The sequence below is a fragment of the Nitratidesulfovibrio sp. genome, from assembly GCF_040373385.1.
In the GTDB taxonomy this organism is placed as follows: Bacteria; Desulfobacterota; Desulfovibrionia; order Desulfovibrionales; family Desulfovibrionaceae; genus Cupidesulfovibrio.
Map to the genome: position 1 here is coordinate 15,021 of NZ_JBDXXH010000011.1, position 12,855 is coordinate 27,875.

At 66.1% G+C, this 12,855-nt stretch carries 12 protein-coding genes; 11 read left to right on the plus strand and 1 reads right to left on the minus strand.

Annotated features, from left to right (window positions below; translation table 11 throughout):
• Window positions 1–513: 513 nt before the first annotated feature.
• From ABWO17_RS15470 to ABWO17_RS15515, 10 genes are all read left to right on the plus strand, one after another.
• Window positions 514–714 (plus strand): hypothetical protein, encoded by a 201-nt coding sequence (locus ABWO17_RS15470; protein ID WP_353120092.1) that lies wholly within the window; start codon window positions 514–516, stop codon window positions 712–714.
• A gap of 37 nt (window positions 715–751) precedes the next feature.
• Window positions 752–1,540, plus strand: coding sequence for a polysaccharide deacetylase family protein (locus tag ABWO17_RS15475; protein ID WP_353120094.1), 789 nt, complete (start codon window positions 752–754; stop codon window positions 1,538–1,540).
• Between the two features lie 723 nt (window positions 1,541–2,263).
• On the plus strand, window positions 2,264–3,448 hold the full coding sequence (locus ABWO17_RS15480) for an ABC transporter substrate-binding protein (RefSeq protein ID WP_353120095.1): 1,185 nt from the start codon (window positions 2,264–2,266) through the stop codon (window positions 3,446–3,448).
• Between the two features lie 361 nt (window positions 3,449–3,809).
• Window positions 3,810–4,736 carry a branched-chain amino acid ABC transporter permease gene (locus ABWO17_RS15485; RefSeq protein WP_353120097.1) on the plus strand — a complete coding sequence of 309 codons (927 nt, stop codon included), beginning with the start codon at window positions 3,810–3,812 and terminating at the stop codon, window positions 4,734–4,736.
• A complete protein-coding gene (locus ABWO17_RS15490) occupies window positions 4,733–5,674 on the plus strand; it encodes a branched-chain amino acid ABC transporter permease (RefSeq protein WP_353120099.1) in 942 nt (313 codons plus the stop codon). The genes ABWO17_RS15485 and ABWO17_RS15490 overlap by 4 nt, the downstream gene beginning before the upstream one ends.
• Entirely contained in the window at window positions 5,671–6,393 is a 723-nt protein-coding gene (locus ABWO17_RS15495) for an ABC transporter ATP-binding protein (RefSeq protein WP_353120101.1), read from the plus strand. The genes ABWO17_RS15490 and ABWO17_RS15495 overlap by 4 nt, the downstream gene beginning before the upstream one ends.
• Window positions 6,386–7,090, plus strand: coding sequence for an ABC transporter ATP-binding protein (locus ABWO17_RS15500; protein WP_353120103.1), 705 nt, complete (start codon window positions 6,386–6,388; stop codon window positions 7,088–7,090). Before ABWO17_RS15495 ends, ABWO17_RS15500 begins: the two co-directional genes overlap by 8 nt.
• Before the next feature lie 39 nt (window positions 7,091–7,129).
• The gene (locus ABWO17_RS15505) at window positions 7,130–7,783 is read left to right on the plus strand and encodes a CBS and ACT domain-containing protein (RefSeq protein ID WP_353120104.1); all 654 of its coding nucleotides are present in this window, start codon (window positions 7,130–7,132) and stop codon (window positions 7,781–7,783) included.
• Window positions 7,784–8,335: 552 nt separating this feature from the next.
• Complete coding sequence (locus tag ABWO17_RS15510) at window positions 8,336–10,516, plus strand: glutamine synthetase III family protein (RefSeq protein ID WP_353120106.1); 2,181 nt, start codon at window positions 8,336–8,338, stop codon at window positions 10,514–10,516.
• A gap of 211 nt (window positions 10,517–10,727) precedes the next feature.
• Entirely contained in the window at window positions 10,728–11,102 is a 375-nt protein-coding gene (locus tag ABWO17_RS15515) for a hypothetical protein (protein ID WP_309540041.1), read from the plus strand.
• 23 nt (window positions 11,103–11,125) lie between these two features.
• On the opposite strand, the gene ABWO17_RS15520 is transcribed toward ABWO17_RS15515, so the two are convergent.
• A complete protein-coding gene (locus tag ABWO17_RS15520; RefSeq protein WP_353120108.1) occupies window positions 11,126–11,458 on the minus strand; it encodes a hypothetical protein in 333 nt (110 codons plus the stop codon).
• A gap of 425 nt (window positions 11,459–11,883) precedes the next feature.
• Between ABWO17_RS15520 and ABWO17_RS15525 the strand changes: the two genes are divergently transcribed.
• Complete coding sequence (locus ABWO17_RS15525) at window positions 11,884–12,774, plus strand: sialate O-acetylesterase (RefSeq protein ID WP_353120110.1); 891 nt, start codon at window positions 11,884–11,886, stop codon at window positions 12,772–12,774.
• The last annotated feature ends 81 nt before the right edge of the window (window positions 12,775–12,855 follow it).

Sequence of the window (12,855 nt, forward strand, 5' to 3'; positions counted from 1 at the left end):
ATTTTTCTGAAAAACATCACGCTCCCCACCCCAAAAACCAACCCCATGCCCGTTGCCCGCAACGCCGTGGCCTGCCTGCCGGGGCAGTGCCGTCTGCCCGCAAAACAGCGTCCGCCAAGGCCCGGCGGCATCTGCCTTCGCGCAACCGCCCGCCACACGTCCGGCACATGTCCGGCAACATCGCCCGCCTGGCGGCCACGCACGCTAGGCAGCCCGCGCCCCCGCCCGAAGCCCCCCCCCTGCCCGACGCTTCCCGAAGCGTCCCGGTACCCTTCCACCCGCCAGCGCCCCCCCCATCCTGCCCCTCTCTCCAGTCCCCTCGCCTCCCACCGGTTCCCCCGCCCCCACCCCCACGGCAGGCACCGCAATCCGCACGCAGGAGGCAGACAATCCTTGCATGCGGAACCGTCTCTCTATACAAGAGTACTCGCTTACCGTCGTCATGCGCGGCGATTTCTTGCAGCGCCCGACGCCGGAGACGGAACGTCCTTTTCAGGAGTGCGACGCACGCACATGTTCGACCCCACGGATATTGATGCCGCAGAGGACACACCCTGCCGCACCTGCATACAACCGGCCATCGACCACAGCATGCAGCTCACCCTGCTGCTGCGCGACGCAACCGCCTACGCCGCCCGGCTGCGCACCCGCTTCGCGGATGAACGCTCTCACGCGCCCCCACCGACGCCCGACACGTCGACCCGGAGCAACTGACGCGATTTCACGCCGCACCTCCACAGCGGGAGCCCCCATGCTCGCCCAGACCACCGCGCATCCCCTGCATGCACCACGCGCCCCGCGTCAGTGCCCGGGCACGCTTGCGTGCCGCACGTCCGCATTCTTCCTGCTTTCCCTGTGTATCCAGCTTGTTGCAGCGCTGACGCTGTATCCGGCACCAACGTTCGCCCGCGACCCCTCCGTGCTTGACGGCCTGGTCCTGGCCCAGCGCGGGGTCAGCGCCAACCTGTGCGCCCTCACCTTCGACGACGGCCCCGGCCAGACCACGGAGGCGCTGCTGAACATCCTGCGTGACAAGGGCGTGCGGGGCACCTTTTTCGTGGTGGGTTCACGCGTGCACAGGTACCCGGAAATCCTGAAACGCCTGGTGGCCGAGGGCAACGAGGTGGGCAACCACACCTTCACGCATGTCAGCCTGCGCCAGCGCCAGCCCGTGGAACAACTGAGCGAGATCATCCGCACCAACGAGGAACTGGCCAAACTGGGCATCGTGCCGCGCTACCTGCGCCCGCCCTATGGCCGGTACGACAACGCCACCATCGACGCCGCCGCCGCCCAGAGCATGACCATCGCCCTGTGGTCGGTGGACAGCCGCGACTGGCGCAAGCACGACCTGGCCGCCGTCCTGCCGCGCAAGTCCTACGGGGTGCGCGGGGTGCGCGGGGTATTCCTGTTCCACGACAACCACCGCGAGACGGTGGAGGCGCTGCCCAGCCTCATCGACCGACTGGCCGAGGCGGGCTGCACCTTCGTGACCATGTCGGAATACGTGGAAACCTCCGGCCCGCTCTGCCTGCACTGATCAAGGCGGGTCCCACCGCCCCCGGCACCCCGTCCGCACAGTCGACCTGTCCCGGTCGGCCTGTCGCGTCTCTCCGCGCTCCGGCCTGACTGACACCTTCGGGCCTTTGCTCTCGCCCCCCCCATACCTGCACCCTCTCTCCTCGCCCTGCCCTGCGCCAGCCCGGCCCGCTCCCACGCCCCGCTCCTCGCCCTGCGCCAGCCCGGCCCGCTCCCACGCCCCGCCCCCTGTACCAACGTGCGCATCCGCCCGGCACTCCCCCCGCGCTTACTGCCCCTTGCGACAATTTCGTCGCACCATGCCGCCATTCTCCGGCACGTTTCCGCCCCACCGCCCCCGTTCAGCGCCACAATGTGGACCGCGCACATCTTCAATGGATTGAACAACCAACCGTATTGATTGCAAAAAATTTTAATAATGAGTGATGTCCAGCCAAACCGGAGCATTACCCCCAACCAAAGACACCCCTGCCACTGTTTGCCGTGTTTACATTCTCGTCCAAACACGCGTATTGGAACGCCATTACAACTTTCCGGCTCGCGAGAAGGAGCCCGCCGCACTTCGCGGCATGGCCGGACCGGGCGTCCCGCCCAGGCAGACCTGCCCTTCGCGGACGGCTGCCGACGCCCCTTCATGCCGTGCCGCCGCCTCGTGAGCGCATGCCCCCCACCCGGCCCCGTGACCGGGCGGCGTCCGTTTCCTTCACTTTTCCGGAGGTCGACCATGCGCAACATGCTGCTGTTCCTGTGTCTTTCCCTGTGCCTCATCCTGCCCGCCACCGCTTCTGCGGCGGACCTTGCCCTCAGCGTACCGCTGCCGCTTACCGGCGGGCAGGCCAAGTTCGGCGAAATCATCAAGAAGTCCATGGACATCGCCGTAGAGGAAATCAACGCCAAGGGCGGCGTGAAGGGCGGCAAGCTGGTGCTGCGCTTCGAGGATTCGCAGGGCAAGCCCGAAATCGCCCGGTCCATCGCCGAAAAGATCATCGACGTGCAGAAGCAGCCGCTGCTGTTCGGTGAATACACCTCGGCCTGCGCCAAGGCCGTGGCCGCCGTGGCGGAAGAACGCAAGACCCCGTACGTGGTGGTCGCCTCCGCAGCGGATGAAATAACCCAGCAGAATTACAAGTACATCTACCGCATCAACCCCACCAACGCCTACTACGCCTCCGGCCTGCTTTCGTTCATGGACAAGGTGGTCAAGCCCAAGACCATGGTCATCCTGTACGAATCGTCCGACTTCGGCACCTCCGGCGCGGAAGAGATGGCCAAGTCCGCCGAAAAGGCGGGCATCAAGGTGCTGATGAAGGAGAAGTACGAAAAGGGCGCGGTGGACTTCAAGCCCGTGCTCTCGCAGGTCAAGGCCCAGAACCCCGACGTCATCTACATGGTCTCCTACGTCATGGATGCGGCCCTCTTGATGCGCCAGATCAAGGAACTGCGCATCGACGCGCGCCTGTTCGCGGGCGGGGCCGCTGGGTTCGCCATTCCCGAATTCATCGACAACGCCAAGGACGCGGCGGAATTCGTGGTCACCGCCACCCTGTGGAGTCCGCAGGTAAGCTACCCCGGCGCGCGCGAGTTCGCCGAAAAGTACAAGGCCGCCCACGGCGACTACCCCTCGTACCACGGCGCGCTGGCCTACTCTTCCGTGTACGTGGTCAAGGACGCCATGGAACGCGCCAAGGCCCTGACCACCGAAGACATCAACGCCGCCATGAAGGGCGTGGACATGATGACCGCCTTCGGCCAGGTGAAGTTCGAAAGCCGCGACGGCTACCAGAACCAGAACTTCATCGACACCCTGGCCTTGCAGGTGCTGCACGGAAAGCACGAGACCATCTGGCCCGAACGCTACGCCAGCGCCAAGCCGGTATTCCCCATCCCCAAGTGGCGCGAACGCAAGTAGCGCCGCCCATCCCCATGACGTGACCGTGCGGCGGCGGAGTGCCTCCCGCCGCGGCGCGACACCCCGGCCCAAGGGCCGTCCAACGTGGACTGATCCCCGTCCGCCCCTCCGTCCCCCTGCCGGTACCGGGTTCGCCAAACCCGGCACCGGCAGGACGGAGGACCGATACCCGGACCGCACCCGGACGCAACGCCCGCCCCCCCCCACGCACGAACATCGGGCGGGCATGATCGCGCACGGTCGCGCATTCCGTCCGCCGCCGCACAGGCACCCTGCCGCCAGTCAACCCAGGCCCGTCAATTCAGGCCAGCCAACTCAGGCCAACCAACTCAGGCCAACCAACCCAGGGAGGTCACGCCCCATGTGGGTGCAAGCCGAAGTGTTTCTGCAAACCCTTGTCGCCGGTATCCTGCTCGGCGGTCTGTACGCGCTCATCGGCATCGGCATGACGCTGATCCTCGGCGTCATGAAGATCATCAACCTCACTCATGGCCAACTGATGATGGTGGCCATGTACATCGCCTTCTGGCTGTTCACCCTGTTCGGCATCGACCCGTACGTGTCGCTGCTCATCGCGCCGCCGCTCATGTTCGCCTTCGGCATGCTGATCCAGAAGGCGCTGGTGAACCCGGTGCTGCGGGTGGAATCCATCCTGCCGCACAACCAGGTCATCCTTACCGTGGGCATCGGCCTTGTGCTGCAGAACATGGCCACCATCCTGTTCACGTCCGACTACCGCTCCACTCCGGTGGACTACGCCACCACCGCCTTCTACCTGTCCGACCTGTGGGCGGACACGCCGGTAGAGATATCGCTGTCGCTGCCGTGGGCGGTGTCGTTCCTGCTTTCGGTGGTCATCACCGTGCTGCTGTGGTTCTTCCTGGCCCATACCGACACGGGCAAGTCCATCCGCGCAACGGCCCAGGACAAGGACGCCGCCCTGATCATGGGCGTGAACGTGGGGCTGATGCGGGTCATCACCTTCGGCCTCGGGTCCGCGCTGGTGGCCTGCGCCGGGTGCCTGTTCATCCCCATCTACTACCTGTTCCCCGCCCTGGGCTCGCAGTTCACGCTCATCGCCTTCGTCATCACCATCCTTGGCGGGCTGGGGTCCACGCTGGGGGCCATCCTGGGCGGGCTGATCCTGGGCGTGTTCGAATCCATGACCGCCACCTACGTGGGCATGGGCTGGGCCCCGGTGGGGCGCTTCGTCATCTTCGTGGCCGCGCTGGTGTTCCTGCCGGGCGGTGTTGCCTCGCTCCTCAAGACCAGGAAGCTCTCGAAATGAAAAACAACCTCGTTCCGCTGGTCGTGCTGGCGGTGCTGGCCGGGCTGCCGCTGCTGGGCCTGAACAGCTACGTCATGCACATCCTCATCCTGTCCATCATGTGGACCCTCACCGGCATGGCCTGGAACCTGCTGGGCGGGTACTGCGGCCAGGTCTCGTTCGGGCATGCCGCGTTCTTCGGCATGGGCGCGTACAGCGCGGGCCTCATCCACCTGCATCTGGGGCTGTCGCCCTGGTGGGGCTTTCTGGCCTGCCTGCCGGTGGTGGCCCTGGTGGCGCTGGCCATGGGCGCGATGGTGCTGCGGCTGCGCGGGCCCTACTTCGTGCTGGCAACCCTTGCCATTGGTGAAGTACTGCGCATCACCTGCGAAAACCTCACCGATTTCACCAAGGGCACCCTCGGCATCATGATCACCCGCACCTGGGTGGAAAAGACCCAGTACTACTACATCATCCTGGGGCTGGCCCTGCTGGGCTTCGTGACATGCCGGGCCATCGTGCGCTCGCGCTGGGGCTACTACTTCGTGGCCATCCGCGAGGATCAGGACGCCGCGGAATCCATGGGCATCGACACCACGCGCTACAAGACCATCGCGCTGACCGTCAGCGCCATGCTCACGGGGCTCGCCGGGGCGTTCTACACCAACTACATGGGGTACATCGATCCGGGGGTGGTGTTCTCGCTGGGCGAAATTTCCATCCTGATCATCATGGTGGTCATGGTGGGCGGGGTGGCCACGCAATGGGGCCCGGCGCTGGGCGCGGGCATCATGGTCATCCTGGCGGAATACATCCGCTCGCTGCCGCTCATCGGGGTGGCCTACCAGACCATGTTCGGCGTGCTGCTCATCGTGATCATCATCTACCTGCCCAACGGGCTGGTGGGCGACTGGCCGGTGCTCCGGCGCAAGCTGCTGCGCGGGGGGGCCACGGCATGAGCATGCTCGAAATCCGCAAGCTGTCCATGTTCTTCGGCGGGCTGGCCGCCCTGCACGACGTGAACTTCGACGTGCGCCAGGGCGAGATACTGGCCCTCATCGGCCCCAACGGCGCGGGCAAGACCACCCTGTTCAACTGCGTGAACGGCTTCTACACCCCGTCGGAAGGGCAGGTGCTGTTCAAGGGCAGCCCCATCACCGGGCTGAAGCCGCACAAGGTCTGCCAGTTGGGCATTGCCCGCACCTTCCAGGTGGTCAAGCCGCTGTCGCGCATGAGCGTGTTCGACAACGTGCTGGCGTCGTCCTTCCTGCGCAACCCCACCCGCAAGGGCGCGCAGGACGTGGCCGATGAGGTGCTGCACTTCACCGGGCTGTGGGAAGACCGGGACCAGTTGTCCAAGGGGCTGCCGCTGGGCAAGCGCAAGCGGCTGGAAATTGCCCGCGCGCTGGCCACCCAGCCGGAATTCCTGCTGCTGGACGAATCGTTCGCGGGGCTGAACCCGGCGGAACTGGACGTGTCCATCGACATCATCCGGGGCATCAGGCAGCAGGGCATCACCGTCATGATCATCGAGCACCACATGAAGGTGATCATGGCCATTTCGGACCGCATCGTGGTGCTGAACTTCGGCCAGAAGATCGCCGAGGGCACGCCTGCGGAAATCAGCGCCGACAAGCAGGTCGTTGAAGCATACCTGGGGGAGGAGCACGGTGCTTGAGGTACGCAACATCGATGTCGCCTACGGCGACGTGCAGGTGATCTGGGACGTCTCGTTCCGGGTGGGCAAGGGCGAGATAGTGGCCATGATCGGCGCCAACGGCGCGGGCAAGTCCACCATCATGCGCACCGTGTCGGGCGTGCTGCGCCCCGGCAAGGGCGAGATACTGCTGGCGGGCGAGGCCATCCACACCGTGGAACCGTACACCCTCATCGAAAAGGGGCTGGCCCACGTGCCCGAGGCGCGGCGGCTGTTTCCCGAAATGAGCGTGGAGGAAAACCTGGACATGGGATCGTTGCGCGGGCAGGCCCGCAAGGAGAGGGCACGCACCAAGGAGCGGGTGTTCTCCATCTTCCCGCGCCTGTCCGAACGGCGCAGGCAGGCATCCGGTACCCTGTCCGGCGGCGAACAGCAGATGCTGGCCATAGGCCGGGGGCTGATGGCCCTGCCCCGGCTGATCATGTTCGACGAGCCGTCACTAGGGCTTGCGCCCATCCTGGTACAGGATATCTTCAATGTCATCCGCACGGTGCGCGACGAGGGCATGACCGTGCTCATCGTGGAGCAGAACGTGCGGCAGACGCTGGCCCTGTGCGACAGGGCCTACGTGCTGGAGAACGGACGCATCACCCAGGAAGGGGCCGGGGCCGACCTGCTGCGCGACCCCCACGTGAAGGCCGCGTATCTCGGGGTGTAGCGCACCGCGCCGCCCCGCCATTTCCCAACGGAGGTTCCCATGCTGGTCAAGGACTGGATGACCACCCACGTCTACACGGTGACGCCCGACGATTCCATCTCGTCCGCGGCGGCCCTGATGCGCGAGCGCAACGTGAAGCACCTGCCCGTGGTCGAAAACGATCTGCTGGTGGGCATGCTGTCCGACCGCGACATCAAGGCCTACCTGCCCTCCAAGGGCACATCGCTGGATATCTACGAAATCAACTACCTGCTGGCCAAGACCAAGGTCAGTCAGGCCATGACCCGCCCGGTGGTTTCCATACCCGCGGAAACGCCCATCGAGGACGCGGCCATGATCATGCACGACCGCGACTTCGGCTGCCTGCCGGTGACGGAGCCCGCCCCCGGCGGCCAGCGGGTGGCGGGCATCATCTCGGACAATGACCTGTTCCGGGTCATGGTGGACATCACCGGCGTGCGCGGCGGTGGCCACCGGCTGGCGCTGGTGCTGCCCGACCGGCCCGGCTCCATCAAGGAGGCGGGCGACCTGGTGCGGGCACGCGGCTTCCGCCTGCAAAGCATCATGTCCACCAACGAAAAGGCCGCCCCCGGCACCCGCTACGTGGTGCTGCGCACCAGGGGCGAGGGCGACTGGGACGGACTGGTGGAGGACATCGGAAAGAGCCCGTTCCACCTGGTGCACGCGCTGTAGGCGCTGCACCGCACCGAATGCATAAGGGCCGGGAAACGATCCCGGCCCTTTTGCGTTGCCCGCCGCATCAACATATACGAACGGGCCGGGTGCGCGCCCCGTGGCCGCCACGCCGGGCGGGAAGGGGGCCGCCGCGCAACGCGCCCGCATGCTTCCCCTCCCCTGCCGCCTTCCCCCGGCTTTCCCGCTTGCCTCCAAAAGCCGCTACTGTTACAAGTTTGCAAAAATTGCGGGTGCATGCCGCCCCACAGTTTGCACGAATTTGTAATTTTTACGGCTTTTTCTCCGGCCCCGTGCGCAGGCCGAATTGCCAACTGCACGGAACACCGGGCCTTTTTTTGGTGGACCGCTTCTTGCTTTTGATTTTTGCGTCGCACCGCGCCGACCCCCGCCACGTGGCACGCGGCGGACCCGGCACGCCGCCGCATCCCGGCAGGGCGACCACGTGAACCACGTGAACAGGGACACCGACGCGAGCTGGTCGCGCCGGAACAACATGCGACAAATTTGTAAGCATCGCGATTACCGCAACCCCCTTTCAGGAGAACGTCCATGAGCGGAATCCAGGCCCGTCTGAACGCGATCTCGGCCATCACCAACTACACGCCGAGCGCGGCCCCCATGAACTTCGCCGAAACCAAGCCCACCGAGCTGTTCGGCTGCAACGTCTTCAACGACAAGGTCATGAAGGACCGCCTGCCCAAGGCCGTCTACAAGTCGCTGAAGAAGACCGTGGAACTTGGCGAAAAGCTCGACCCCTCCATCGCCGACGTGGTCGCCAACGCCATGAAGGACTGGGCCATCGAAAAGGGCGCCACCCACTTCACCCACGTCTTCTACCCGCTCACCGGCCTGACCGCCGAAAAGCACGACGCCTTCCTGGTGCCCGATGGCAAGGGCGGCGCCCTGGCCGAATTCAGCGGCAAGCTGCTGATCCAGGGCGAACCCGACGCCTCCAGCTTCCCCTCGGGCGGCCTGCGCGCCACCTTCGAAGCACGCGGCTACACCGCGTGGGACGTGACCAGCCCTGCCTACATCCTTGAAAATCCCAACGGCACCTTCCTGTGCATCCCCACCGCGTTCGTTTCGTGGACCGGCGAGGCCCTGGACAAGAAGACCCCGCTGCTGCGCGCCAACCAGGCCCTGAACAAGCAGGCCCAGCGCGTGCTGAAGCTGTTCGGCACCGAAACCAAGCTGCCCTTGGTCTCGTTTGCCGGTCCCGAACAGGAATACTTCCTCATCGACCGCAACTTCGCCTTCGCCCGGCCCGACCTGCACATCTGCGGTCGCACCCTGTTCGGCGCCAAGCCCGCCAAGGGCCAGGAATTCGAAGACCAGTACTTCGGCGTCATTCCCCGCCGCGTGCTGTCCTTCATGATGGAAGTGGAGCGCGAGCTGTTCAAGCTCGGCGTGCCGGTGAAGACCCGCCACAACGAAGTGGCCCCCAGCCAGTACGAAATCGCCCCCATCTTCGAGACCAGCAACCTGGCCACCGACCACAACCAGCTGATCATGACCGTGATGCGCAGCGTGGCCAAGCGCTACGGCATGGTCTGCCTGCTGCACGAAAAGCCCTTCGCGGGCATCAACGGCTCGGGCAAGCACCTCAACTACTCCATCGGCAACGCCGACCTCGGCAGCCTGTTCGATCCCGGCGACAGCCCGCATGAAAACGCCCAGTTCCTGGTGTTCTGCGCCGCCGCCATCCGCGCCGTGCACAAGTACGGCGCCCTGCTGCGCGCCACCGTGGCCTCCGCCTCCAACGACCATCGCCTGGGCGCCAACGAAGCCCCGCCGGCCATCATGTCCGTGTACCTCGGCGAACAGCTGGCCGACGTGTTCGAGCAGATCAAGACCGGCAAGGTCAACGGCTGCAAGAAGGCCTGCGTCATGAACATCGGCGTGGACGTGCTGCCGCCGCTGCCCATGGATCCGGGCGACCGCAACCGCACCAGCCCCTTCGCCTTCACCGGCAACCGCTTCGAATTCCGCGCCGTGGGCTCGTCCATGTCCATCGCCGGTCCCCAGGTTGCCCTGAACACCATGATGGCCGAGTCGCTGGACTACATCGCCACCGAACTGGAAAAGGCCACCAAGGGCGACCCCACGAAGCTCAACGAGGCCGTGCAGAAGCTGCTCCAGAAGATCATGAAGGAGCACGACAAGGTCATCTTCAACGGCGACGGCTACTCCGAGGAATGGCACAAGGAAGCGGCCAAGCGCGGCCTGCCCAACCTGAAGACCACGCCCGACGCCCTGCCCGTGCTGAGCAGCCCCGAAGTGGTGAAGCTGTTCACCTCTTACGGCGTGTTCAGCGAAGCGGAAGTGAAGTCGCGCGAGGAAATCTACCTCGAGCAGTACTGCAAGACCGTTGCCACCGAAGCCAACCTGGTCATCCGCATGGCCCGCACCATCATCTTCCCCGCCGCCATGCGCTACCAGGGCGAACTGGCCGCCACCTGCGCCAACCTGAAGGCCGCCGGGCACGACTACAAGGTGGTCGCCCTTGAAGACGTGACCGCCAAGCTGCGCGCCATGCAGGCCGCCGTGGGCGAACTGGAAAAGAAGATGGAACACGAGGCCGCTGGCACCCACGCCGAAGCCAAGCACATGTGCGACGTGATCCTGCCCGCCATGCTGAAGGTGCGCGAATACGCCGACGCGCTGGAAGCCGTGGTGGCCGACGACCTGTGGGCCCTGCCCAGCTACCAGGAAATGCTGTTCATCAAGTAGGGCCCGCGCCCTGCCGGACGGCAGACATGCAATGACACGGGCCGCCCTTCGGGGCGGCCCTTTGCGTGCCCCAGGGCAACGGATGACAGGCCAGCCGCCATGGCCCCGTGCCTTGCGCTTGACGCCGGGCGCGGCCCCGTCTAGGGCATGAAGCACCACGCGGCACCCCTTCCCGCGCACATTTCCGCCACCAGGCGCAAAAGAGGTTTCCATGGCCAACCAAGAAGAAGACGACGGCTACGACTACCTGTTCGAGGCAGCCTACGAGGCGCTGGAAGAAAGCGGCTTCACCGGCCTTCTGGTGAGCGGCTACGAGGACATGCCCGAACCCGCCCCGGTGGAAGGGCACATGCCCGACCTGACCGCCACCAACGCCAAGGGCGTGGCCTGCATCTTCGAGATCTGCCCGCGCGAGGCATTCGCCACACAGGAACTGGCGGAACGGCTGCTGGCCTTCGCCCGCCACGCGGAAGCCATCAAGGGCCATCTGGTACTCATCGTGCCCGAAGGCGAAGAGGACGTGGCCTGGGCCTTCCTGTCCGAGCACGCCATACCCGAGGACCGCCTGGACGTCTGGGAAGCGTAGGATCGGCCTGGCCCCTTACCCCCCTATCCCCGGTCGCGCACGTCGCACCGCCACGAACACAGCGGGGCGCAGCAGCCAAGGCCCTGGCGCAGTTCCGTCAGGTCCGGACCGGACGTGTATGGGCCGAACGTGGCTGGGCCTGACGTATTTGGGCCGGACGGGTCTGGACCAGGCATATCCGGTGACAGGGCTGATGCCGCGCGGGGCGGCGCCATGAGCAGGCACAGATAACGACCGCGCGCGGCGTCCCAGAGCAGTTCCGGGCAACGCGGCAGGTAGCCGTGCAGCCGGTGCGAAACCTGGCACTGGTCGGACAGGCAGCACCAGCCGCAGCCCACGCAGGGCGTATGGGACATGAAGGCACCGTGAACAGCTTCGCGGGCAAGCCGTCCCCCAGTTGGCGAACAGGCTGCGGGGGTGGCTCCGGGCCGCGCGGGTTCCTTGCCCCTTTCGGAGCAGGCACGGTCTGGGGAGGGGATTGTGCGGCACCGTACACCCCGGCGGGGGGCATGGCAAACCGCGCATCCTGCTGCAACCCGCCCCGGCTGTGGCTGTGCCGTCGCACCGCCCGCCCGGGGCTCTCCGGGGCGGTTGCATGCCGTTACCATTTGCCCCTTGCCATCCGCCCCCGGCGGTTCTAGAAGGCATCCAGCCAGAACCGTCCGCAACCCGGCAAGAACCGTCCGCAACCCAGCAAGAACCATTCGCAACCCGGCAAGAACCGCCCGCAGTCCTGCAAAGCCCGCTCCCCAACCCCGGTACCTCCGCCGAAACGCCACCCATGCCGCGCCGCTCCCGCCTGTTCCGTCTCCTTGTCCTGCCAGCCCTGCTGGCGGTGGTGCTGCTGGCCCATCCCCCCTTGCGCCACGGCCTGGTGGGCCTGGCCCGCTATGCCAAGGCCCGGCTGTACGACTACCGCCTGTTCGACGATTCCGACCTGGTCACCGATGTCTCCGCCCGCGAGTCGGTGCCCCTGGAACGCCTGGCCGACGGCAATACCCTGTACGTGCTGGTCATGGGGCAATCCAACGCCGCCAACGAGGTGGATACCCCCCTGCCCTCCGATGAACTGGAAAACGTGTTCATCGAGTATGACGGCACCCTGTACCCCGCCGAGGATCCCATGCTGGGCGGCACGGGCGAGCGGGGCTCGGTGTGGTCGCGCTTCGCGCGGCTGGCCCTGGCCACGGGCCGCTGGCGGTACGTGGTGCTGTCGGTCATCGCCGAGGGCGGCTCGCCGCTGTCCTACTGGCTGCCCGGCGGCCCGGTGCGCCCCAAGCTGGAGGAACGGCTGCGGGCCATCCAGCAATTGCCCATCCGGCCGGACTACGTGTTCTGGTTCCACGGCGAATCGGACGCCCTCAATTCCCTGCCGCGCCTGCTGTACAAGTACGATTTCCTCGACCTCGTGGGCACCCTGCGCACCTTCGGCATCGACAACCCGGTGCTGGTCTCGCAAACCTCGCTGTGCCGCCGCTTCGGCAGCGAATCGGTGCGCCAGGCGCAGCAGGAACTGGCCCTCCAGGTGCCCAACGTGACCCTGGGGCCGGACACCGACGAGGTGGGCCTGCCCTTCCGTCGCGACGGATGCCACTTCACCGACGCGGGCGGCGACATCGTGGCCGGGCTGTGGATGGACGCCATGCTCGACGCCGAGCAGTCCGCCGAATAGCCCGCGCCGCTTCCTGCCCGCGCTCACGTCCTGCCCGCTCCTTCCTGTCAGCCCCCCTTCGCCCCGCGCCCACCGTTTCCC